Annotated in this window: 21 protein-coding genes; 13 read left to right on the forward strand and 8 right to left on the reverse strand. The window is 68.1% G+C overall.

The features are described from left to right. Window positions 1-49: 49 nt before the first annotated feature. Window positions 50-1,549, forward strand: a complete 1,500-nt coding sequence (locus ACZ6IE_RS12660) for a CitMHS family transporter (RefSeq protein ID WP_464608638.1) — start codon at window positions 50-52, stop codon at window positions 1,547-1,549. Window positions 1,550-1,583: 34 nt separating this feature from the next. Here ACZ6IE_RS12660 and ACZ6IE_RS12665 read toward each other — a convergent pair whose 3' ends face one another. The 3 genes from ACZ6IE_RS12665 to ACZ6IE_RS12675 form a co-directional block, all read right to left on the reverse strand. After that, window positions 1,584-2,102 (reverse strand): GNAT family N-acetyltransferase, encoded by a 519-nt coding sequence (locus tag ACZ6IE_RS12665; RefSeq protein WP_464608242.1) that lies wholly within the window; start codon window positions 2,100-2,102, stop codon window positions 1,584-1,586. A gap of 39 nt (window positions 2,103-2,141) precedes the next feature. Continuing rightward, the gene (locus ACZ6IE_RS12670) at window positions 2,142-3,683 is read right to left on the reverse strand and encodes a DHA2 family efflux MFS transporter permease subunit (RefSeq protein WP_464608243.1); all 1,542 of its coding nucleotides are present in this window, start codon (window positions 3,681-3,683) and stop codon (window positions 2,142-2,144) included. A gap of 108 nt (window positions 3,684-3,791) precedes the next feature. Continuing rightward, window positions 3,792-4,652, reverse strand: a complete 861-nt coding sequence (locus ACZ6IE_RS12675) for a PadR family transcriptional regulator (protein ID WP_464608244.1) — start codon at window positions 4,650-4,652, stop codon at window positions 3,792-3,794. On the opposite strand from ACZ6IE_RS12675, the gene ACZ6IE_RS12680 reads away from it, so the two are divergent. After that, entirely contained in the window at window positions 4,647-5,240 is a 594-nt protein-coding gene (locus ACZ6IE_RS12680; protein ID WP_464608245.1) for a hypothetical protein, read from the forward strand. The genes ACZ6IE_RS12675 and ACZ6IE_RS12680 overlap by 6 nt on opposite strands. Before the next feature lie 194 nt (window positions 5,241-5,434). Here ACZ6IE_RS12680 and ACZ6IE_RS12685 read toward each other — a convergent pair whose 3' ends face one another. Continuing rightward, on the reverse strand, window positions 5,435-5,674 hold the full coding sequence (locus ACZ6IE_RS12685) for a hypothetical protein (protein ID WP_464608246.1): 240 nt from the start codon (window positions 5,672-5,674) through the stop codon (window positions 5,435-5,437). Between the two features lie 38 nt (window positions 5,675-5,712). On the opposite strand from ACZ6IE_RS12685, the gene ACZ6IE_RS12690 reads away from it, so the two are divergent. Continuing rightward, window positions 5,713-6,237: a MarR family winged helix-turn-helix transcriptional regulator gene (locus ACZ6IE_RS12690; protein ID WP_464608247.1), complete on the forward strand. Its 525-nt coding sequence runs from the start codon at window positions 5,713-5,715 to the stop codon at window positions 6,235-6,237. Between the two features lie 671 nt (window positions 6,238-6,908). On the opposite strand, the gene ACZ6IE_RS12695 is transcribed toward ACZ6IE_RS12690, so the two are convergent. Further along, on the reverse strand, window positions 6,909-7,658 hold the full coding sequence (locus ACZ6IE_RS12695; RefSeq protein WP_464608248.1) for a hypothetical protein: 750 nt from the start codon (window positions 7,656-7,658) through the stop codon (window positions 6,909-6,911). Window positions 7,659-7,770: 112 nt separating this feature from the next. On the opposite strand from ACZ6IE_RS12695, the gene ACZ6IE_RS12700 reads away from it, so the two are divergent. From ACZ6IE_RS12700 to ACZ6IE_RS12710, 3 genes are read left to right on the forward strand one after another with little or no spacing between them, the layout of a single operon-like run. Beyond that, complete coding sequence (locus tag ACZ6IE_RS12700) at window positions 7,771-8,718, forward strand: phosphoribosylaminoimidazolesuccinocarboxamide synthase (protein ID WP_464608249.1); 948 nt, start codon at window positions 7,771-7,773, stop codon at window positions 8,716-8,718. 60 nt (window positions 8,719-8,778) lie between these two features. Beyond that, window positions 8,779-9,576, forward strand: a complete 798-nt coding sequence (locus tag ACZ6IE_RS12705; protein WP_464608250.1) for a histidine phosphatase family protein — start codon at window positions 8,779-8,781, stop codon at window positions 9,574-9,576. Further along, a complete protein-coding gene (locus tag ACZ6IE_RS12710) occupies window positions 9,573-10,493 on the forward strand; it encodes an NAD(P)H-hydrate dehydratase (RefSeq protein WP_464608251.1) in 921 nt (306 codons plus the stop codon). Before ACZ6IE_RS12705 ends, ACZ6IE_RS12710 begins: the two co-directional genes overlap by 4 nt. 6 nt (window positions 10,494-10,499) lie before the next feature. On the opposite strand, the gene ACZ6IE_RS12715 is transcribed toward ACZ6IE_RS12710, so the two are convergent. Continuing rightward, window positions 10,500-11,375, reverse strand: a complete 876-nt coding sequence (locus tag ACZ6IE_RS12715) for an ABC transporter permease subunit (protein ID WP_464608252.1) — start codon at window positions 11,373-11,375, stop codon at window positions 10,500-10,502. Continuing rightward, window positions 11,372-12,388: an ABC transporter ATP-binding protein gene (locus tag ACZ6IE_RS12720; RefSeq protein ID WP_464608253.1), complete on the reverse strand. Its 1,017-nt coding sequence runs from the start codon at window positions 12,386-12,388 to the stop codon at window positions 11,372-11,374. The genes ACZ6IE_RS12715 and ACZ6IE_RS12720 overlap by 4 nt, the downstream gene beginning before the upstream one ends. 210 nt (window positions 12,389-12,598) lie before the next feature. On the opposite strand from ACZ6IE_RS12720, the gene ACZ6IE_RS12725 reads away from it, so the two are divergent. Then, on the forward strand, window positions 12,599-12,760 hold the full coding sequence (locus ACZ6IE_RS12725) for a hypothetical protein (protein ID WP_159449542.1): 162 nt from the start codon (window positions 12,599-12,601) through the stop codon (window positions 12,758-12,760). 102 nt (window positions 12,761-12,862) lie between these two features. After that, the gene (locus ACZ6IE_RS12730; protein ID WP_464608254.1) at window positions 12,863-13,318 is read left to right on the forward strand and encodes an MSMEG_6728 family protein; all 456 of its coding nucleotides are present in this window, start codon (window positions 12,863-12,865) and stop codon (window positions 13,316-13,318) included. Between the two features lie 102 nt (window positions 13,319-13,420). Here ACZ6IE_RS12730 and ACZ6IE_RS12735 read toward each other — a convergent pair whose 3' ends face one another. Then, window positions 13,421-16,945: a bifunctional proline dehydrogenase/L-glutamate gamma-semialdehyde dehydrogenase gene (locus tag ACZ6IE_RS12735; protein WP_464608255.1), complete on the reverse strand. Its 3,525-nt coding sequence runs from the start codon at window positions 16,943-16,945 to the stop codon at window positions 13,421-13,423. A gap of 146 nt (window positions 16,946-17,091) precedes the next feature. Here ACZ6IE_RS12735 and ACZ6IE_RS12740 point away from each other — a divergent pair, with 146 nt between their 5' ends. From ACZ6IE_RS12740 to ACZ6IE_RS12760, 5 genes are all read left to right on the forward strand, one after another. Further along, window positions 17,092-18,018: a LysR substrate-binding domain-containing protein gene (locus tag ACZ6IE_RS12740; protein WP_464608256.1), complete on the forward strand. Its 927-nt coding sequence runs from the start codon at window positions 17,092-17,094 to the stop codon at window positions 18,016-18,018. A gap of 191 nt (window positions 18,019-18,209) precedes the next feature. After that, the gene (locus ACZ6IE_RS12745) at window positions 18,210-19,334 is read left to right on the forward strand and encodes a TerC family protein (protein WP_464608257.1); all 1,125 of its coding nucleotides are present in this window, start codon (window positions 18,210-18,212) and stop codon (window positions 19,332-19,334) included. A gap of 193 nt (window positions 19,335-19,527) precedes the next feature. After that, on the forward strand, window positions 19,528-20,439 hold the full coding sequence (locus tag ACZ6IE_RS12750; RefSeq protein ID WP_464608258.1) for an endo alpha-1,4 polygalactosaminidase: 912 nt from the start codon (window positions 19,528-19,530) through the stop codon (window positions 20,437-20,439). A 105-nt stretch (window positions 20,440-20,544) separates the two neighbouring features. Continuing rightward, window positions 20,545-21,672 carry a dimethylsulfone monooxygenase SfnG gene (gene sfnG, locus ACZ6IE_RS12755; protein WP_464608259.1) on the forward strand — a complete coding sequence of 376 codons (1,128 nt, stop codon included), beginning with the start codon at window positions 20,545-20,547 and terminating at the stop codon, window positions 21,670-21,672. Between the two features lie 146 nt (window positions 21,673-21,818). Continuing rightward, entirely contained in the window at window positions 21,819-23,336 is a 1,518-nt protein-coding gene (locus ACZ6IE_RS12760) for an amino acid permease (RefSeq protein ID WP_464608260.1), read from the forward strand. The last annotated feature ends 3 nt before the right edge of the window (window positions 23,337-23,339 follow it).

Here is a 23,339-nt window from a genome sequence, read left to right on the forward strand (position 1 = left end):
CAAAACAGACAAAGGAGTCAGTGTGTCTCTCGTCATTCTCGGTTTCGCCATGATCGTCACCTTCATGGTGCTCATCATGACCAAGAAGCTCACGCCCGTCGTGGCCCTCATCCTCGTTCCCACCATCTTCGGTCTCTTCGCCGGCGCGGGCCTGGGGCTCGGCGACATGGTCATGGAATCCGTCGGCAAACTCGCGCCCACGGCCGCCCTGCTCATGTTCGCGATCATCTATTTCGGCATCATGATCGACGTCGGGCTGTTCGACCCGCTCGTGCGCTTCATCTTGAAGGTCGCCGGCAACGACCCGGCCAAGATCGTCGTCGGCACAGCTCTCCTCGCCGGCGCCGTCTCGCTCGACGGCGACGGTTCGACCACGTTCATCGTCACGACGGCGGCTCTGCTGCCCATCTACCTGCGTCTCGGCATGAGCCCGGTCGTGCTCACGTGCGTGGCCGGTCTCGCCAACGGCACGCTCAACATCGTGCCATGGGGCGGTCCCACGGTTCGCGCCGCCGCGGCCCTCAAGGTCGACGCCAGCGACATCTTCGTCCCCATGATCCCCTCGCTCATCGCGGGTCTCGTCATCGTCTTCCTCTTCGCGTGGATGCTCGGGCTCGCCGAGCGCAAGCGCCTCGGCCGTTTCGACGCCGACGGCAGCGCTCTGGGCACCGACGGCACGCTCGCGGGCACCACATTCGGCCGTGCCCGTGGCACCACCGACACGGACGACGCGACCCCGGGTTCCGGTTCCGGTCTCGCCGGCTCTCGCGGCCGCTTCGGCTCCGCCGGCACCGGTTCGAGCTCGGGCGTCGCCGCCTCCTCCCCGGGAGGCTCCCCCGCCACCGTCGACGCCTCGGGCGTCGCGGTCATCACGCAGCCCATCGCGACTGCCATGTCGGACACCATGCTCGACGCCGACCGCTCCACGCTGCGCCCCAAGCTCATCTGGTTCAACCTGGCGCTGACGCTCGCGGTCATGACGCTCCTGGTGCTCGACCTGGTGCCGCTGTTCTACGTCTTCATGATCGGTTCGGCCATCGCACTGCTCGTGAACTTCCCCAAGATGAAGAGCCAGGCGTCCGAGATCGTGGCGCACGCCCCGAGCGTCGTCGGCGTCGTGTCGATGGTTCTGGCCGCCGGCGTGCTGATCGGCGTGCTCGACGGCACGGGCATGGTCGACGCCATGGCGAACTGGTTGGTCGAGGTCATCCCGGCGTCGATGGGACCGTTCCTGGCGGTCATCACGGGCCTGCTCAGCATCCCGATGACGTTCTTCATGTCGAACGACGCGTTCTACTTCGGCATCCTGCCCGTTCTATCGCAGAGCGCCGCGAACTTCGGCATCGACCCGGTCGAGATGGCTCGCGCGTCGATCACGGGTCAGCCCGTGCACCTGCAGTCGCCCCTGGTTCCCGCCATCCTGCTGCTCGTCTCGCTCGCCAACGTCAACCTCGGCGACCACCACAAGAAGGTCCTCTGGCGAGCCGCCATCGTCTCGGTCGTCATGCTCGTGGTCGGCGTTCTCGTCGGCTCGATCCCCTGGGGTTGAGCGCCGCGAAGCTTCGGCCGACGCGGGGATGCGATCAGCGCAGGCGTTTGCGCATCTCGAGTTCGCGAGTGCTGGGGTCGAGCACGTAGGGCACGGTGACACCCGTCGCGTGAAATCCTCGTCGCTCGTAGGCGGCGATGGCGCGCGGGTTGCTCTCGTGCACATGCAGCAGCAGCTCGTCGCCTTCGCCCCGCGCCCACTCTTCGACGCCCGCGAGCAGCAGGTCGGTGACGTGAGAGTTCTTGCCGCGATAGGCGGGTGAGACGTACACGCCGACGAGCAGCGGTTTCGACCCGACGGCGTCGTCCACGTAGCCACCCATGATGCCGGCCCAGGCTCCGGTGTCGAGGTCGATGGCGACGAGGGCCGTGCTGTGCGGGTTGGTTCCGCGGCGGCCGCGCTCGCGCCATCCGGCCTCGGTGACGCGCTGCGCGGCCTCGAGGGTCTCGCCGAACGCGATGGGGGTGTCGGCGAGCATCTCGAGCCGCAGTGCGCGCACCTGCTGCCAGTCGTCGGCCGTGGTTGCGCGCACCTCGATACGTTTCTTCGCCATCGTCACACCCTAACCGGATGCCTCAGCCCCGGTTCCCCGCTACGGCCGCGTCGTCTGCGTTTCCTCTGCGGCGTCTGCGGTCGCTGCGGCGTCACCCGGCGCAGCCTGGGCCCGCGGACCCCACTGGGGCGGTTTCGGCTTGGCGAAGAACACGACGATGACGGCCCCGATGAGCGCGACGGCGGCGGGCAGCAGCAGGGCCTGAGCCATCGCCGCGGTGAACCCGGCGTGCAGCGCCTCGGGCAGTTCGCCGCCGGTCGTGGGCGTCTCGCCACCGGGTGCGGCTCCGGATGCTCCGCCCCCGAGTTCGGCGCTGATGCGGGCCTGCATGAGCGCGGAGATCGACGCGCTTCCGAGCACGGCACCGATCTGCCGCGTGGTGTTGTAGACGCCCGAGCCGGCGCCGGCGAGCTGCGGCGGCAGGTTGCGCGTGGCGGTCGTCGAGAGCGGGCCCCAGATGCCGGCGTTGGCGAGGCCGAGGACGGCGCTCGGCAGCAGGAACATCCAGATGGGGCGGTCGGGTGTGAGCAGCAGCGAGTACCAGACGAGCGCGACGGCCAGCAGCAGCATGCCGGTGACGGCGATGTAGCGGGGGTTGTAGCGGTCGATGAGTTTGCCGGCGACGGGTGCGAGCACGCCCGAGATGACGGCCATGGGCACCATCATGAGCGCCGATTGGGTGGGCGTCAGGCCGAGCACGGTCTGGTAGAAGAAGATGAGCGGCAGGCTCATGCTCGTGATCGTGAAGCCGACGGTGGTGATGGCGCCGTTGGCGAGCGAGAAGTTGCGGTCGCGGAACAGCTTCAGCGGCAGGAGCGGTTCGCCGCGGTTGTAGCGCTGCCAGACGACGAAGCCGATCAGAACGACGATGCCTGCGACGATGAGGCCCCAGACGGTGATGGGCCCCGCGATGGTTCCCCAGTTGTAGGCCTCACCTTCCTGAATGCCGAACACGAGCAGGAACAGGCCGACGGCCGAGAGCACGACGCCCAGGATGTCGAATTTGTGCGGGTGCTTTTCGAGGGACGGCACGAGGCGCGCGGCGAGCACGAATGCGACGATGCCGATGGGCACGTTGACGAAGAAGATCCATTCCCAACCGAACCCGTCGACGAGCACGCCGCCGAGGATGGGGCCGACGAGCGTGGCGACACCGGCGGTGGCTCCCCAGAGTCCCATGGCGGCGCCCCGGCGGTCGGGCGGGAAGATGCGCGTGATGACGGCCATGGTCTGCGGGGTCATGAGCGATGCGCCGAGTCCCTGGAACACGCGGGCCACGATGAGCATCTCGATGCTGCCGGCGAATCCGCACCAGGCGGAGGCGAGCGTGAAGATCACGAGCCCGCCGAGGTAGAGGTTTTTCGGCCCGAACCGGTCCCCGAGCCGCCCGGTGATGAGAAGCGGCACGGCGTAGGCGAGCAGGTAGGCGCTGGTCACCCAGAGCACGGCGTTGAGGTCGGCGCCGAGCCCGCGCATGATGGCGGGGTTGGCGACCGAGACGATGGTGGTGTCGATCAGGATCATGAAGAATCCGATGACGAGTGACCAGAGTGCCGGCCACGGTTTTGCGATGGTTTCCACGGTGTCCTCAGGATGCGTGGGCTCAGCGTCAGGCTGGCCCGGGTGGGGTGGGGATGCTTCTAGGCAGAGTTTGGTGGGACGTTCTCGGTGCCGCCGTCCCGTGGCGCATTAGTTCGTGGGTTCGGCGTCAGGCGTTCGGGCCATTGAGCGGAGCCATGCTCGCGCCGCTTCTTCACGCTGCGCGCGTTCCTCGAGTTCGGCAGTCCAGTCCCGGGTTGCGCCGGCCGGGTTCGTTTCAGGTTCTCGGGTGTCTTCTCCGATGGCCACGCCGCTTACCCGGCGCTCGTGCGAGGCCCTATCGAGCGTTCCACGAGCCGTCGCTGTTTCTTCGAGCGGCGGCTCAGGAACGTTGTCTGAACGAAAACGCCGCCCGGATGCGTCCCCCGCTGCCATTCGACGCCGACCGCTTCTCGTGCCCACGTGCGGCGAGGCGGGTCCGTTGCGAGCGCGCTCTTCGGGGCTGCGGTCGTCGTGCCAGGGGATGTCTCGGGCGTCGAGCCTGGCCAGGAGCTGCTCGTTCCAGTCGATCTCGGCGCAGATCATGTGCCGACGGAACTGGCGGTGCAGGACGTACATCTCGGGCACGCCTCGCTCCTCGGACTCCCTGGTGGCTTCGTCGATGGCTTCGATCTCGGCGGCCAGGTGACGATTGCGTCGCGTGACGGCTTCGTGAACGACATCGGCCGCGAGCGCATGCATCCCAGATATCGCGAGGATGTATTCGGGATACTCCTCGGCAGGCACTTCTACCATGTGCTGCAGTTCGCGCTCGAAGGCTTCCCGTCCGGCCTGAGTGATTTCGAATGTGGTCCGCTCCGGTCTCGGACCTTCACGGAATGTTTCGAATTCGGCCGCGTACCCGCGGTCTTCCAGCGCGTACACCGCTCGGTAAAGAGATCCTGGGCTGACGTTGACGACGCGATCCTCGCCGCGCTTCAGGGCCAGCTGATACATCTCATAGGCATGCATCGGTCGTTCCGCGAGAAACCCGAGGGCCGCAACGCGGATCATTGGCATACCGAGGCCTTCGCCCTGTTTCCGTCGCTTCATATCGTCACCGCCCTCATCGTCGTCTCGGCGACAGGCACATTCTTTCTGCGTTTCCACTATTCCAGGTGGACTATTCCATCTGGAATAGTCCACCTGGAATATACCGCCTGGAATAGCTCAAACCAAGAAGGAAGTGCAAGCCCGGGCCGCGCGGAGGTTGATCGGGCGCTTCCGCATCCACAACGACATCCGAATGACACGATGCGGCGCTCGAACGCCGCTGCGGTCTCGCCAACTGCAGCAACGCGCGGCGAAGTGGCGGGCCGCGAGGAGGCGTGCCACGACGAAGCTGCGTGCAGCGAGACGACGGGGTACGACGCACCTCGAGGCGAGGTGGTACGGGTCGAGGCAACGTGGCGCAGAGAGGTGACCAACGGCACGACGCTGCGCGGAGACGCAACCGACGGCGCGACGCTGCGCAGAAACGCGACCAACGGCACGGCGTGGCGCAGAGAGGCGACCGACGACGCGACGTGGCGCGGACACGCGACCAACGGCACGGCGTAGCGCGGAGACGCGACCAACGGCTCGACGCGGCGCGGAGAGCGGCCGACGACGCGAAGGGAGGCGGTGCAAGGAGGCGCCGCATCAAGGGGGGACGCATGGAAGAGGATGCCTCGCCGGACTGGACGTGGCGGGCGGCGGGCGGCGGGACCGCGAGACGGTGCGGCGAAGCGGGCCTTCCGAGACCCGCTGTAGCGCTAAGGGGTGGGCGCGGTCGGGCAGTAGAGCTGCGTGCGTTCGCCCGAGCGGTCGACGCGGTGCTCGGACATGGGCGCACCGCAGATCGGGCACGGGTTGTCGACAGATGAGGGTGCCTGCGGCTCGTTGCGGTCACCGAGGGGCGGCGGGCCCAAATAGGGCAGCAGCGTGGCGGTGAGCCAGCCGGTTATACCGCCGGCTTCCTTCACCGTCAGACGCTTCTTTTTGCTTCGTGCCATAATGATTAGTGTACATACTAAATGCGGAGGATGCTCGGATGTCGACAGCTGAACGAACGCACGCAACGGCGCAGACCGCGGCAGGCACCGAAAAGCTGCCCGCCGAGGCCGATGTGCTCGCGCTCGAGAATCAGGTCTGCTTCGCATTGGCCGTTGCGTCGCGCAGCGTGTTGGCGCTGTACCGGCCCGTGCTCGAACCGCTCGGGCTGACGCATCCTCAATATCTGGTGATGCTCGCGCTATGGGAGAACGAGCCGCGCTCAGTGAAAGAGCTCGGGCAGGTGCTGCAGCTCGAGCCGGCCACGCTGTCCCCCTTGCTCAAGCGCTTGGAAGCAGCCGGGCTTGTTCAGCGCCGGCGCTCCACGCACGACGAACGCGTTCTCGACATCACGCTGAGCGACGCGGGGCGGGAGCTGCGATCGAAGGCCGAAGGCATCCCGACCACCATCGTCGGAGAACTGGGCATGACGCTAGACGAACTCGACGGCCTGCGCTCCACGCTGCACAAGCTCATCGCCGCAGCGGCACCCACCGAGCTGGCACCACCCTCCGCGCCTCGGTAGCGCAACCGCCGCCGATGCGGGGGCCTCATGGAAGCCGCTGTGCCATGGAGGTCGCCGCCTAAAGGAATACGCCGCACAACCGCCACCGAAGCCGGGGCCTCATGAAAGCCGCTGTGCCATGGAGGTCGCCGCCTAAAGGAATACGCCGCACAACCGCCACCGAAGCCGGGGCCTCATGAAAGCCGCTCTGTCACGGAGGTCGCCGCCTAAAGGAATACGCCGCACAACCACCACCGAAGCCGGGGCCTCATGAAAGCCGCTCTGTCACGGAGGTCGCCGCCTAAAGGAATACGCCGCACAACCACCACCGAAGCCGGGGCCTCATGAAAGCCGCTCTGTCACGGAGGTCGCCGCCTAAAGGAATACGCCGCACAACCACCACCGAAGCCGGGGCCACATGAAAGCCGCTGTGCCATGGAGGTCGCCGCCTAAAGGAATACGCCGCACAACCGCCACCGAAGCCGGGGCCGCATGGAAGCCGCTCTGTCACGGAGGTCGCTGCCTCAAGCGATACGCCGCACAACCGCCGCCGAAGCCGGGGCCGCGTGGAAGCAGCTGTGTGGCGGAGGTCGCCGCGTGACGGAATAGGCCGCGCAACGGGCGCAGCGGCCTCGCGCTCGGGCGGCCTCACAGAGAGGTGGCGCGAACCGTGGTCGGGTTTGACGCCCCGGTCAGGGCCAGAGCGTCGACTCGATCGAGGACGTCATCTCTTCGGTGATCGTGTTCTCGTCACCGATCGTGCCGGCAAGCCAGGTGGACACCCACAGGCCGTCACGGAAGAAATACTCTTCGGCGGTGTACCACTCGTCCAGCCGCTCGAAGATGCGGCATTTCGTGCCCTGCTCCCAGGCTTCGCACGAAGCCCCGTTCGCGACGGCGAGCGCGATCGCATCATCCTGCTGCGCCGGCGTGACCGCGTTGACGGAACTCGCCGTGCCACCCTCGGTCGGGCCACCCCAGCGGCAGTCGATACCCGGCAAGCTCGCGCGAAGCGCCTCGATATCGGGGATGCGCGAAATGACCGGATCGAGCAGGGGGCTGTTCAGTTCGGCCGAACCATAGGTGTCGAGATAGGCCTGGTCGAAGATCTCGTAGCAATCGGTCGGCAGGGCGACAGGCGCCGCCGGTTCGACGGGGGCCGAGCTGGACGTCGCCGAGGCCGGGGCGGTGGGCGACGCGGTCGGAACCGCGGTCGACGACGCGGGGGCAGAGGATGTCGGAGCGGAAACGGGATCGCCGCCCGGTCGGGTGAGGAAGAACACCACGACGAGCGAGACGATCACGACCGCCGCCACGATCCCGCCGACGAGCAACCAGACCCGGCGCCTCGAGGAAGGCGCCTCCGGGCTCCCGCCGCTCGTGCCGACGTCGGGCGCTCCGGAATCATCCGGCTGCAGACCATCGCGCGAACCCATCGACATGCGAACCCCCCTCGTGCGGGCGCACGCGCCCTCCCCGAAAACCTTGCTGTGAGCCAATCTAGCGGGCAACAACACGCATCGATGAGCACACAGACTCCGCGATAATGGGCGTGTGAGCGATTACCTCGAACTGCCCGGCTTCACCCACGTCTACTCCGGCAAAGTGCGCGACCTGTACGAGCCCGCCGCCGGGCGCACCGACGGGGCCGCCGGCCGCATGCTCGTCGTCGCCAGCGACCGGGTCAGCGCCTTCGACCACGTGTTGTCGCCCGCCATCCCCGGCAAAGGTGAGCTGCTCACCACGCTGAGCCTGTGGTGGTTCGACCAGCTGGCCGATGTGCCCAACCATCTCGTGGCCGATCACGAACTGACCTCGGATGACGCCGCCAGCGATCCGTCCACCGTGCGCGAGATCATCCCCGCCGAGGTCGTCGGGCGCAGCATGCTCGTCAAGAAGCTCGACATGTTCCCCGTCGAATGCGTGGTGCGCGGCTACCTGACCGGCTCCGGCTGGAAAGAGTACGAGGCCGACCAGAGCGTGTGCGGCATCCCCCTGCCCGCCGGCCTGCAGAACGGCGACCGGCTGCCCGAGCCGCTCTTCACCCCCGCCTACAAGGCACCGCTCGGCGAACACGACGAGAACATCAGCTTCGAGCGCGTCGTCGAACTCATCGGCGCCGACGATGCCGCGGCCCTGCGCGACCTCTCCCTGTCGATCTACCGCCGCGCCTCAGCCCTCGCCGAGCCCGCCGGCGTCATCCTCGCCGACACCAAGTTCGAATTCGGCCGCGACCCCCACACGGGCGAAATCGTCCTGGCCGACGAGGTGCTCACCTCCGACTCATCCCGCTATTGGGATGCCGAGGCGTGGGCATCCGGCGGAACCCCGGCCGAGCGCATGGCCTCGTTCGACAAGCAGATCGTGCGCGACTGGCTGGCCGCCAACTGGGACCAGACGGGCACGCCGCCCGAGCTGCCCGCCGATATCGTCGCGCGCACGACCGAGCGCTACCAGGACATCCTCACGCTTCTGACGGGTGCCGCGAGCGCCTCCCGATAGAGGTCGGCGCACAACACGTCAACCACTTGTCTGGCGGCAGTGGCTGGATAGCCTGAAAGCATGGCTGCCACAGAACTCTGGCTCATCCGCCACGGCGAGAGCATCGCCAACCGGGCCGCGAGCGCTGCCGAAGCGGAGGGCGCCGAAGTCATCCACATCGAGATGCGCGACGCCGACGTTCCCCTCTCCGAGGACGGAGAACGGCAGGCGGCCGCGCTCGGCTCGGTCTTCGCCGACAACGACGAGCGTCTGCGCCTCGACAGCACCCGGCTCTGGGTGTCAACTTATCTGCGCGCCCGCGAGACCCTCGAGCTGGCGCTTGATGCTGCGCAGCTGCCGCTGTCGCCGCGACGGGACGAGCGTCTGCGCGACCGCGAGCTCGGCATCCTCGACCTGCTCACGCGCCACGGCGTGCAGACGCGGCATCCCGAAGAAGAAGAGCGCCGCGACTGGCTCGGCAAGTTCTCCTACCGACCGCCCGGCGGCGAATCGTGGGCCGACCTGGCCCTGCGGCTGCGCAGCGTGCTGCGCGACATCGAGGACGATGCGCACGACACCGGGTCGAAGAGCCTCGGTGTGATCGTCGCTCACGACTCCATCGTCATGCTGCTGCTCTACGTGTGCCTGGACTGGGACGAAGCCGAGCTGCTCGAATTCGCGTCATCGCACTCGGTCAAGAACGCGTCGCTGACCCGCATCAGCCGCGGCGCCCCCGGCGAGCCCTGGCAGCTCGACGCCTTCTCGGACACCACCCACCTCGAACGCGCCGGCGCACCCGTCACCCACCACTCGGGCGAGCGCGACGACACCCGCAGCGAAGGGTCGCCCGAGGCGGCCGTCATCGGAGGAACAGCATGAGCGACACCGACACGACCTCGGCAGACCACACAGATGCCACGCCCACGCCGACCGTCATCACACCCAACCTGCTGCGCGAGTGGACCCTGCCGGGTGGCGGCGACTCGAAGTACGGCCGCGGGCAGGTCGTCGTCGTGGGCGGCGCGCTCCGCTCCCCCGGGGCCGCGCAACTGGCGGGACTCGCCGCCCTGCGCGTCGGCGCCGGACGGCTCACGCTCGCCGTCGCGGGATCGGTCGCACCGCACGTCGCCGTTGCCGTGCCCGAATCGGGCGTCGCCCCGCTGGCCGAAACCGACGGCGGCCACGTCGCCGGCGCCTCGGTGAAAGACATCGCCGACGACCTCTCCTCGGCCGACGTCGTGCTCGTGGGCCCGGGCCTCGACGACGCCGACGAAGCCGAAGCGCTGCTGCGCGAGCTTCCCGGCCTGCTCGGAGACGACACCATCCTGGCCCTGGATGCTTACGCACTCGGCGTGCTGCCGAAAGTCGAGGAGATCGCGCAGACCTTCGCGAACCGGCTCGTCCTCACGCCCAACACGAGCGAAGCCGACCGCCTGCTCGAGCGAGATTCCGACGACGATGCCGACACCGATCTCGTCGCCGACACCCTCGCCATCGCGCACCGCTACCGCGCCGTCGTCTCGTGCCACAACGTCATCGCCCACCCGGACGGCCGCGTGTGGCAGTCGGGCACGGGCCACAGCGGCCTCGGCACCTCCGGCTCGGGCGACGTTCTCGCCGGAGCGATCACGGGCCTGTGCGCCCGCGGGTCCGAACCGGCGCAGGCCGCCGTCTGGGCGTCTCATGCGCACGCGGCAGCCGGCGACCGGCTCTCGGTGCGCGTCGGCCCCCTCGGGTTCCTCGCTCGCGAACTGCTCGACGAGCTGCCCCTCATCCTCGTCGAGGTGGAAGGCTAGGCGCCGTTACGCGTCGCGACGCTTCAACATCACGGCCGCAATGGCCAGCGACACGGCGGCCCAAGCGACGCTGACGATGACGGCGACCCAGCCCTCGACATCCGTCGACCCGTTGGGGATGGTGTGCATCTGCCCGCCCGCACTCGAGAGCAGGTAGGGGTAGAGGTCTTGCAGCCATTTGAGCGGCACCAGCATGAAGAGCGGCGGCAGGATGAGCAGAACGCCGACGGCGGCCGCGATCGCGCCGGCACCGCTGCGGATGATCGTGCCGAGGCCCAGCGAGAACACGGCCACGATGGCGAGATAGGCTGCGCCACCGATGAGGGCGATGACGGTCTGCGGGTCGTCGAGATGAGCCTCGAAACCCTTGCCTTCGAGGATGGGCGTGACGATGAGGTAGGTGCCGAAGAGCGTGATGAGGCCCACGCCGAACGTGACGAGCGCCAGCACGACGGCCTTGGCGAACAGCACGGGCAGGCGCTTCGGCACGGCGGCGAGCGAAGAGCGGATCATGCCGGTCGAGTACTCGCTCGTGATGTTGAGAGCGCCGAGGATGGCGGCCACGAGCGAGGCCATCGCCATGCCGGCGGTTGCCGAGGTAAGGGCCCAGTCGGTGGCGGCGGCAGCGGCAGCATCTGCCGGGCTACCCGGGCCGCCGGGGCCACCGGGGCCACCGGCATCCCCCGCCTCCAGGAAGGTGGCGATCAGCAGGCCGAGGCCAACGCTGATCAGCACGAGGACGGCGAGCGACCACACGGTCGAGCGCACGGTCGTCAGCTTGATCCACTCGGAGACGAGCAGACCGCCGAAGTTGAGCTTTCCACGCTGTGCGGGTGCGGGGGCGCCAGCGTGGGAACGGCTGGGGGCGGATGTCGTGCTCATCGGGTCGCCTCCTGGGCGTCGGAAGCGGAAGAAGCGGAAGCGGACGCGGAAGCGGACGGTGCGGCGGCGTGGGCACCGGATGGCATGGAGCCCTGTTCGCCCGCGCCGGTACGATACTCGACCTCGTCTTGCGTGAGGCGCATGAACACGTCCTCGAGCGACGCGGAGGTCGGGGTCAGTTCGTGCAGCGCGATGCCGTTGGCGGCTGCCGTGTCACCGATGAGCTCGGCGGTCAGGCCCGTCACCGACGCGGTTCCGGGAGAGACGGGCGCGAGCGCGACGTTCGGCCGGCCGAGCGCCACGAGGGCTGCTGCCAACTCGTCGAGCCGAGGGCTCTTCACCTGCACGGCCGCGGTCTGGTCACCGGCCAGGATGTCGGCGATGGGAGCATCCGCAATCACGCGGCCCCGGCCCAACACGATCAGGTGATCGGCGGTCTGCGCCATCTCGCTCATGAGGTGCGACGACAGCAGCACCGTGCGCCCCTCGGCGGCCAGGTAGCGCACCAGCTGGCGCACCCACAGCACACCCTCGGGGTCGAGGCCGTTGACGGGCTCGTCGAGAATGAGCACGCGCGGGTCGCCCAGCAGGGCCGCCGCGATGCCGAGGCGCTGCCCCATGCCGAGCGAGAAGCCGCCGACGCGTTTCTTGGCCACGCCCGTGAGACCCGTCATCTCGATGACCTCGTTCACACGCGACGTGGGGATGCCGTGGGTTGCCGCCATGGCGCGGAGGTGGTTGTAGGCGCTGCGGCCCGTGTGCACGGCCTTGGCATCGAGCAGCACACCGACCTCGTGCAGCGGAGCCGGGTAGTCGGCGTAGGGCTTGCCGTCCACCGTCACGGAGCCGCTCGTCGGGCGGTCGAGCCCCACGATCATGCGCATGGTGGTGGACTTGCCGGCGCCGTTGGGCCCGAGGAACCCCGTGACCTTGCCGGATTGGACGGTGAAACTCACGTCGTTGACGGCGGTCTTATCGCCGTACTGTTTCGTGAGCGAACGGGCTTCAATCATGCGGATGTCCTGACTGTGGCGGAGATTCCATGCTGACAGGGCGACCATACGGGCCACAATCGTCCGTGAGGGGGACATTCCGCCCGCGACTGCACCCACCGGAGTAGGCCCCCGGAGTCGACCGCGGGGCGAGGGCGAGCGATTCTACGCTCACCGTTGCACGCGATGAAAGCCCCTGCAGAGCATCCGCACCGGGCGTAGGTTGGAGTCATGAGCGACAAGATCGAGACCCCAGAGGAAGATTCCAACGGTTCGACCAACGTGTCCGACGAGGAGACGCAGAAGACCGACAACCTGCCCGACGGCACGGGCACCGATGGCAACGACGACGAGCCTCAGGCCGACACCGTCTCGGGCGGTTCACCCGAGTAGGGCGCCCACCCACCATCGCCCCCGTCATTCGGAGAACACTCCGGGAGGCGGGGGTTTTTCTCTGCCGTGTGCCTGCGCCTGCTGTGCAAGAACCGAGGACCCATGCAAACCTTCGTGCCCTTCGCCGACTTCGACGAGAGCGCCCGCGTGCTCGACGACCGCCGCCTCGGCAAACAGCGCGTCGAGACCCTGCAGATCATGCGCGCCCTCACCATCCCGACCTACGGATGGCAGAACCACCCCGTCACGCGCATGTGGCGGGGTTATCGAGCCGCCCTCATGGACTATCAGGAGGCGACGTGCGCCGAGTGGGTGCGCCGCGGTTTCGGCGACACGTGCCTCGAGAAGACGCTGGATGACCTCGCCACCTCCCCCGCCGACCTCGACGCCTACATCGCCGAAACGTTCGAGCGCCCGCCCTGGCTCGCCGACGAGTCGATCATGATCTCGCACCGCTCGAACCTGCTGCGCAAGTATCCGGAGTTCTACGCGCCCCTCTTTCCCGACGTGCCGCCCGACCTCGACTACGTCTGGCCCGTCACGGGCCCGACGGCCTGAAACCGCCACCCCGCGAACCCAGACCGGCCCTCGGATCCGCGGGGTGAATCCGCAGAGCCGAGGGCCGGATGATGCAGCGGCGCGCGCTGCCGAGCGCGCCGGCTAGATGAGGCCCTCGGACAGCGCGTTGGGTGTGCCGAAGCGGTGCGCCGTGATGCTGACGGCCTGCTCCTGCAGGAACGGCAGCAGCTCGACGCGGCCCGACTCGGTGACCGGGTTGCCATAGATGCCGAGGTCGGGACGACCGCCCGTCGCGGCGGCCAGAGCCGACATCGAGCCGCCGATGAGGCGCACGCGGTCGGCGCGGCTGCGGCCGGCGCGCGTGAGGAACGCCTCATCCGATTCGACCGTCACGCGCAGGTCACGTGCCTCGAGAACCGACCGGATGCGTGCGGGCAACGCCTCGGGCACCGAAACCGTGGGGCGCGCACCGGCCGCGAAGGCCGCCGCCACGACGCGCACGAGATCGGCGAGAGACTCCCCCTCCGACAGGCGGATGGCGGTGTGACGCGGCAGGTAGCGGAACACGTTGCGTTCGGCGCTGAGCCCCGAGACATCGGTCGCGGTTCCGAAGCGGGTCGCCCACGCTTCGGCGTCGCTCGCGAGCGAGCGCTCGAGGCGGTCGATGGCGGGGATGCCGGAGGTGGCGTCGAGCGCGCCGGACGCGAGGGCCGCGTCACGCAGCGCCACGACATCCGGGTTGGTGACGGGCGTCGACGCGGACGACGTGTCCGACTGCCAGGAGCCCAGCCCGATGAGGTAGTTCGGTCCGCCGGCCTTGGTGCCGGGGCCCACGGCCGACTTCTTCCAGCCGCCGAACGGCTGACGACGCACGATGGCGCCCGTGATGCCGCGGTTGATGTAGAGGTTTCCGGCCGCGACATCCGACAGCCACACCTCGAGGTCGGCGGGGTCGAGCGAGTGCAGCCCCGCCGTCAGGCCGTAGTCGACCTCGTTCTGCATGGCGATGGCCTCGTCGAGCGTTGCGGCCGTCATGATGCCGAGGATGGGGCCGAAGTACTCGGTCTTGTGGAACGTCGAGCCGCGGCGCACACCGTCACGGATGCCGGGGCTCCACAGACGCCCGGTGTCGTCGAGTTTCTGCGGCTGCACGAGCCAGCTTTCGCCCGCGCCCAGTTCGGTGAGACCCGAGAGCAGCTTGCCCGCGGCGGGTTCGATGACGGGGCCCATCTGCGTGGTCGCATCGGTCGGGTAGCCGACCGTGAGCGACGATACGGCGTCGACGAGCTGGTCGTGGAACCGGCGCGAGCGGGCGACCGAGCCGACGAGGATGACGAGCGACGCGGCCGAGCACTTCTGGCCGGCGTGACCGAACGCCGAGTTCACGACATCCTTCACGGCGAGGTCGATGTCGGCGCTCGGGGCGACGATGATGGCGTTCTTGCCGCTGGTCTCGGCCAGCAGGGGCAGGTCGTGGCGGAACGAGCGGAACAGCTCGGCCGTCTCGTAGCCGCCGGTCAAAATAACGCGGTCGACGCTCGGGTGCGCGACGAGCTCGCGGCCGAGGGCGCCCTCGTCGACCTGCACGAGCTGGAAGACGTCGGCGGGGATGCCGGCCTCCCACAGCGCGTCGGCCAGCACGGCACCGCAACGGGATGCCTGGGGCGCAGGCTTCATGATCACCGACGACCCCGCGGCCAACGCGGCGAGCGCCGACCCGGCGGGAATCGCCACGGGGAAGTTCCACGGCGGGGCAACGACCGTCAGGCGCGCGGGCACGAAGGTGGCGCCGTCGACGCGGTCGAGTTCGCGCGCCTGCTCGGCGTAGAAGTGGGCGAAGTCGATGGCTTCCGAGATCTCGGGGTCGGCCTGGTCGACGGTCTTGCCGGTTTCGGCGGCCATCACCTCGATGAGGCGCGCTCGGTTCTGTTCGAGCACGTCACCCACGCGGTGCAGCAGTTCGGCGCGGCCGTCGCCGCCCCGTGCGGCCCAGTCACCGGCGGCCTGCGTGGCCGTCTTGATGCGCTCGGCCAGCGCCTTTTTCGTCGTGACGGTGGATGCCTCGAGGGTGTCGAGCCCGAGCCGCGTGTCGGCGACGCGCGACAAAATGTCGCGGGCCCACTCCCGGTTGGCGGGCAGCGACGGGTCGGTGTCGGGCGTGTTCTCGAACGTGTCGGAGGGCGCGGGGGCGGCGGGCAGCTGGCGGTTCTGCGTGCGGTTCGGCCCGGGCACGGCGCGGTCGAAGTCGGCGAGCGAGGCCAGGAAGCGGTTCTTCTCGCGCTCGAACAGTTCCTCGTTGGCCGACAGCTCGAACACGGCAGACATGAAGTTCGACGACGAGGCGCCCTCTTCGAGGCGGCGGATGAGGTAGGCGATGGCCACGTCGAACTCTTGCGGGTGCACGACGGGCGTGTAGAGCAGGAGGCTGCCGACATCCTTCTTCACGGCCGCGGCCTGGCCCTGCGCCATGCCGAGCAGCATCTCGAATTCGATACCGTCGCGCGCACCCCGGCGACCGGCGAGCAGCCAGGCGAAGGCGATGTCGAAGAGGTTGTGCCCGGCCACGCCGATGCGCACGTTCTTCACGCGGTCGGGGTGCAGAGCGTAGTCGACGACGCGCTTGTAGTTGGTGTCGCTGTCCTGTTTGCTGCCCCACGTGGCGAGCGGCCAGTCGTGCAGCGACGCCTCGACCTGTTCCATGGGCAGGTTGGCGCCCTTGACGATGCGCACCTTGATGGCAGCGCCCCCGGTGGCGCGGCGGGCTGCGGCCCACTCCTGCAGGCGAATCATGGCCGAAAGTGCGTCGGGCAGGTAGGCCTGCAGCACGATGCCGGCCTCGAGGTCGTGGAACTCGGGCTTGTCGAGGATGCGCGTGAAGACCGCGATCGTGAGGTCGAGGTCCTTGTACTCCTCCATGTCGAGGTTGATGAACTTGGGCGTGGATGCTGCGGCGGCACGCTCGAACAGGGGTGTCAGGCTCTCGACGACGTGGTCGACATCCTCGTCGAACGCCCACGGCGAGTGCGGGTTGACCGTGGAGGACACCTTGATCGACACGTAGTCGACGTCGTCGCGCGCGAGCAGGGCGTGGGTTCCCGCGAGGCGGCGGGATGCTTCTTTCTGGCCGAGGACGGCCTCGCCCAGCAGGTTGACGTTCAGGCGCACGTCGTCGCTTTTGATCTTGGCGATGGCCGCGCCGAGCTTCTGGTCGGTGGCGTCGACGATGAGGTGGCTCACCATCTGGCGCAGCACCTTGCGGGCGATGGGGATGACGACACCCGGCAGGATGGGCGCTGCGATGCCGCCGAGGCGCACGGCCGCGCGCATGGGCACCGGCAGGAACGCGGGCACCTTGGGGGCCAGGCGGGCGAGGTTGCGCGCCGCGACGGTGAGGTCTTCTGGCCGAACGACACCGTCGACGAAGCCGACCGTGAAGTCGAGGCCGTTGGGGTCTTTCAGCACGCCCGCGAGCTGTTGCGCCGAGGCGTCGACGGGCTGGTCGTCGGCGGCGGTGAGCCAGCGGCGCACGAGTGCGATGGCCTCGTCGGAGAGCCCGGTGAACTCCTGCTCGAACGATGTGTCGGCGGCAGCGGAAGCGCTGGCTGAGGCATCCTCACGCGCGGGTTCGGGGGCCGGAGCGGAGCGGTTCTCGGTGACGTCGGTCATTGACTGTCCTTTACGCGGAGACGGCGCCGGTCGGGCGTCGCCTGAGGAGGTGGGGGTGAGTTCAGTATGCGGTCGCGCTCCCGTTATGAATAGCAACTCTTTTCGAGCGGTATCCATTAGGATTTCCGAAGAATGAAAGGGGTCGGATGCTCGACGTGCGACGATTGCGCCTGCTGCGCGAACTGAGCATCCGCGGCACCCTCGCCGATGTCGCCGCGGCGCTCAATTTCAGCCCCTCGACGGTGTCTCAGCAGCTCTCCATCCTCGAGCAGGAGACGGGCGTCGAGTTGTTGCGCAAGGTGGGTCGCCGCGTGCAGCTCACCCCCGAGGCCGAGATGCTCGTGGCGCACACGGCCGAGCTGCTCGACATCCTCGAACGCGCCGAGGGGCAGCTGCGCGGGGCCCGAGATCGCGCGAGCGGCACGGTGCGCGTGGCCGTGTTCCAGTCGGCGGCTCTGGCGCTCATGCCCGACGCACTCAACACCATGCGCACGCAGCATCCGGATGTCCGCGTCGAGATGACGCAGCGCGAACCCGAGACCGCGCTCTCCGAGACCTGGGCGCGCGACTACGACATGGTGGTGGCCGAACAATACCCCGCCCACGCCGCGCCGCTCTGGCCCGACCTCGACCGCCAACAGCTGACGACCGACGCCATCCGCCTGGCCGCGCCACCCGAGAGCCGCCAGCTGCACACCGTCGACCGCATCGAGGATGCCGCCGACCTGGCCTGGGTAATGGAGCCGCACGGCACGGCGTCGCGCCACTTCGCCGAACAGCTCTGCCGCCGGGCCGGCTTCGAACCCGATGTTCGCTATCAGACGGCCGACCTGCAGGCCCAGATCCGTCTCATCGAATCGGGAAACGCCGTCGCACTCATGCCCGATCTCGTCTGGACGGGCCGCGACACGTCGTGCCGCCTCATCGATCTGCACGACGCTCCGCGCCGCACGATCTTCACCTCGGTGCGGCACTCGGGCGCCGAACACCCGGCCACGGTCGCATTCCGCGCGGTGCTCGCCTCGACCGCCCGGGCTCTCGCCGACGCGAATGGTGCCACCGAGCGCTGCTGATTCCATCCAAATACATGGTTTCCTCAGGTTCGGAGGGTACTTTTTCCTCCGCAAGGGGAGTAATCCACCAACGGAAGCTTCGTCAGTACGGACCCATAGCCGCGTCCCGGAGCAACGGCCATCACACGCGCAATCCACGCGATGGCGGATGAGACTTTGGATCCTATTTCGTCGACCCCTTGGAGCCTCACGTGAACGTGACCCCCACCATCTGGCTGATCACCATCGCGGTGACCATCGCCTTCTTCGTGTACGAATTCTTCGCCCACGTGCGCAAACCGCACGAGCCCTCCATCGGCGAATCCGCCCGCTGGTCGGCCTTCTACATCGGCCTGGCCCTCATCTTCGGCGTGGGCATCGGCATCTTCTCCGGCTGGAGCTTCGGTGGCGAGTACTTCGCCGGCTACCTCACCGAGAAGGCCCTGTCGATCGACAACCTCTTCGTGTTCCTGATCATCATGACGGGCTTCGCGGTGCCGAAGGCCTACCAGCAGAAGGTGCTGATGATCGGCATCATCATCGCCCTCATTCTGCGCGGCATCTTCATCGCCGTGGGCGCCGGCCTGATCGAGAACTACTCCTGGATCTTCTACATCTTCGGCGCGCTGCTGCTCTTCCTGGCCTACCGCCAGGCGTTCAGCAACCACGAGAGCGACCCCGCCAACGGCAAGATGATCTCGTTCGCCCGCCGCATCCTGCCGCTCACGAACGACTACCACCGTGACCGCATCACCGTGAAGATCGACGGCAAGCGTTTCTTCACGCCCATGCTGCTGACGATCATCGCCATCGGTTTCGTCGACCTGGTGTTCGCCGTCGACTCGATCCCCGCCATCTACGGCCTCACGAGCGAGGCCTACATCGTGTTCACGGCCAACGCGTTCGCCCTCATGGGTCTGCGTCAGCTGTACTTCCTCATCGGTGGGCTGCTCGAGCGTCTCGTCTACCTGGCCCAGGGGCTGGCCGTCATCCTCGCGTTCATCGGTGTGAAGCTCGTGCTGCACGCCCTGCACGTGAACGAACTGCCCTTCATCAACGGCGGCGAGCACGTCGAGTGGGCGCCCGAGATCCCCATCTGGTTCTCGCTCGTGTTCATCGGCCTGACCATCGCCGTGGCCACCGTGCTCAGCCTGCGGAAGACGCGCGGTCAGGCGGCGCAGACCGCCAAGGTCGGGGCCCCGGATGCTTCCACCGCGCACGCCGCCGGTGCACCGGTCGAGGGCTCGGCCAAGCCGGCTCACCCCACCGAGTCCGGTGTGCAGCCGGGCACGGCGCCTGACGCGGGCGACAAGCGTTCGGTGGACGGCAACCGCTAACCCCCTGCAGCACCTCGCGAAGCGCGCGGGCATCCTCGGATGTCTGCGCGCTTCTGCGTTGCTCCACCCGTCGTCCGCGCCCTCTGCGGGCATCGTCGCGCGCGTCTCTGAGCGAACACGGCGAGGGTGTCTATCGTCACGCCTCCTGCCGGCCTCATCTCAGCGCGTCGTCTCCGTGTGTCATCCTGGCCAGATGACTCGATCCACCTTGCCCGCCCCGCGCCGCGCCCACACGAAGGCGTCGCGACCGCTCGGCAGCCTCGGCAGGGTGGGCGTGCTCGCGGTGGGCCTCGCGGTTCTCGCCGGCTGCGCGTCGTCGAACCCGGCGAGCTCCGGCGTGACCACCGAGTATTCCGGCTCGTTCGTGCAGCAGACGCCCGGGCAGGTCATTGTCGATTGGCCGGCCGGCGCAGCCGTCGACTATCAGCTCGGGGGCCCGTACGAACCCGACGCCGGGGTCGGGATCGTCGTGCGCGACAGCGCCGAAATGCCCGCGCCGGGGGTGTACTCGATATGTTACGTCAACGGGTTCCAGACGCAGCCGGGCGCCGAGTGGCCCGACGAGCTGATCCTGCACGATGCGTCGGGCGCCGAGGTGTTCGACCCGGGGTGGCCGGACGAGCGCGTCCTCGACAGTTCGACGGCGGAGAAACGTGAGGGCATCGCGCGTCAGTTGACCGCGGTCGTGGGGCACTGCGCATCCGACGGTTATCAGGCGGTCGAGTTCGACAACCTCGACTCCTACACGCGATCGGATGGCGCGCTCGACGTGGCCGACGCCGAAGCGCTCGCGACGCTGCTCGTCGGGCTGGCGCACGAGAACGGTCTCGACGCGGGCCAGAAGAACACGGCCGAGCTCGGCGACCGCGGGCGCAGCGAGATCGGCTTCGACTTCGCGGTGGCCGAGGAATGCCAGCGGTACGACGAGTGCGAGGTCTACACCGACGTCTACGGCGACCGCGTGATCGACATCGAATACACGGATGACCTGGGCGGCACCGTCGCCGAGGTGTGCAACGACCCGCAGCTGCCCGCATCCACCGTCATCCGCGACCGGGACCTCGTGCCCGCGGGCGCCGAGGGTCACGAGCTGCGGCGCTGCTGAGCGGCGCTCATCCCGTCATTCTTCGTCACAGTTCGGGATTTCGAACCGGTCTCCAGGGTGGGTCCTTAGCGTGGGGGCAGTCCATCCGCATTCCGAGGAGTTTCGATGACCGACATCCGCACACTGCCCTCCGCCGAACCGCTCAAATTCGCCTACTGGGTGCCCAACGTCTCGGGCGGCCTCGTCGTCTCGACCATCGAGCAGCGCACGTCGTGGGACTACGACTACAACGTGAAACTCGCGCAGACGGCCGAGCGCGTGGGCTTCGAATACGCGCTCAGCCAGGTGCGATACGCGTCGAGCTACGGCGCCGCGCAACAACACGAGTCGACCAGCATGAGCCTCGCCCTGCTGCTCGCCACCGAGAAGCTCAAGGTCATCGCCGCCGTGCACCCGGGCTTCTGGCAGCCCGCCGTGCTCGCGAAGTTCATCCTCACGGCCGACCAGTTCTCGAAGGGCCGCGCGGCCGTCAACGTCGTGTCGGGATGGTTCAAGAACGAGTACACCGACCTGGGCCTGCCCTGGCTCGAACACGACGAACGCTACCGGCGGTCCGCTGAATTCATCGAGATGCTGCGGGGGCTGTGGACGACGGAGGAGTTCGACTTCAACGGCGACTTCTACCGCTCGCACGGGTTCAGCCTGCGGCCAGGGCCCTACCCGGTCGAGGGGCGACCGCATCCCGAGATCTTCCAGGGCGGCAACTCGACGGCGGCCCGGTTCAACGGTGGCGCCCACGCCGATTGGTACTTCTCGAACGGCAAGGACTTCGACGGTTTCACCGAGCAGTATGACGATGTGACGGCTGTCGCACGGGCGCACAACCGGGCGGTGCGCTTCGGCTTGAACGGGTTCACCATCGTGCGCGACAGCGAGGCCGAGGCCCGCGAACAGCTGCGCGAGATCATCGCGCACGCCGACGTGAAATCGGTCGAGGCCTTCCGCGCCTCCGTGCAGCAGGCGGGAGCCTCCACGGGCGACAAGAAGGGCATGTGGGCCGACTCGTCGTTCGACGACCTCGTGCAATACAACGACGGCTTCCGCACGCGGCTCATCGGCGACGCCGAACAGGTGGCCACGCGCATCGTCGACTACAAGAAGCGCGGCGTCGACCTCATGCTGCTCGGCTTCCTGCACTTCATCGAGGAGGTCGAACAGTTCGGCGAGAAGGTTCTGCCGATCGTGCGCAGCCTCGAGGCCGATCTGCTGCGCGCGGGCGACGTCGCCGACTAGCTGGCTGGCTGAGTGTGCGGCCGAGCAGACATCTCTCCGGCCGCACCGGCGCGGCGAACCGTCACACGGATTGCCAGGAACCTGAGGCATCTGCCATCCTCGATAGTCCCCGCCGCACGGGCGGACGCACCATCGGGAGATCCACCATGAGCATCTGGCGCACGAAGAGTGTCGAAGAATCCTTGGCCGACAGCAAGCTCGAGGGCCAGAGCCTGAAGCGCTCGCTCGGACCCGTCGACCTCGCGCTCATGGGCGTCGCGGTCGCCGTGGGTGCCGGAATCTTCTCGGTCGGCGCCAAGGCCGCGGCCAACTATGCGGGCCCGTCGGTCACCATCGCGTTCGTCTTCGCGGCCATCACGTGTGCGCTCGCGATTATGTGTTACGCCGAGTTCGCCTCGGCCGTGCCCGTCGCCGGGTCGGCCTACACCTTCACCTACGCAACACTCGGCGAGCTGCTCGCCTGGATCATCGGCTGGGACCTGATCCTCGAGATGCTCACCGCGGCGGCCGTGATCGCCAAGTACTGGGGCATCTACCTGGCCGACGTCTTCGCCATCCTGGGTTGGGACGTGCCCAAGACGCTCGACGTCTTCGGCGTGCAGATCAGCTGGGGCGCCTTCATCATCGTCGCCATCTTCACCACCTTGTTGGCCATCGGCACGCAGCTGTCGTCGCGCGTCAGCTCGGTGTTCACGATTATCAAGATCGCGATCGTGCTGTTCGTCATCGTCGTGGGTGCGTTCTTCATCCGGCCCGAGAACTACTCGCCGTTCATCCCGCCGGCCGTTCCCACCGAGGGCGGCGCAGCGGATGTCTGGACGCAATCGCTCTTCGCCTTCGCGACGGGTGCGCAGCCCGCACAATACGGTTTCTTCGGACTCATCGCCGGAGCATCCCTCGTCTTCTTCGCCTTCATCGGCTTCGACGTGGTGGCCACGAGCGCCGAAGAGGTGCGCAACCCGCAGAAGAACCTGCCGCGCGGAATCTTCGCGGGCCTCGCCATCGTCACCGTGCTCTACATCGGCGTCACGCTCGTGCTCACGGGCATGGTGCCATACACGACCCTCGCCGAAGCCGACGATCCCTCGCTCAGCACGGCTTTCACGGCCGTCGGCGCCGACTGGGCCGCCGGCATCATCTCGGTCGGCATCCTCGTGGGCCTCACGACCGTCATCATGGTGCTGCTGCTCGGCCTCGCGCGCGTGATCTTCGCCATGAGCCGCGACGGCCTGCTGCCCGGATGGCTGAGCAAGACGTCGTCGAAGAGCAAGACGCCCATCCGCACGCAGATCATCGTCGGCGCCCTCGTGGCCGTCATCGCGGGCTTCACCGATGTCGGCGTGCTCGAAGAGATGATCAACATCGGCACCCTGTCGGCGTTCGTGCTGGTCAGCATCGGCGTCGTCGTGCTGCGCAAGAAGCAGCCCGACCTGCCGCGCGCCTTCAAGGTGCCCCTGTCGCCGTTCCTGCCGATCCTGTCGGCCGCGCTCTGCCTGTGGCTCATGTTGGGGCTCACCACGCTCACGTGGGTGCGGTTCGCGGCGTGGCTGGCACTCGGCCTCATCATCTACTTCGCGTACAGCCGCCGTCACTCGCGCGTGGGGCTGGCCGAGAAGGCCGCGTCAGGTGCGTTGCGGGACGGGTCGTCCGAGCCGCGGGCCTGATCG

Source organism: Okibacterium sp. AC114 (genome assembly GCF_979253355.1).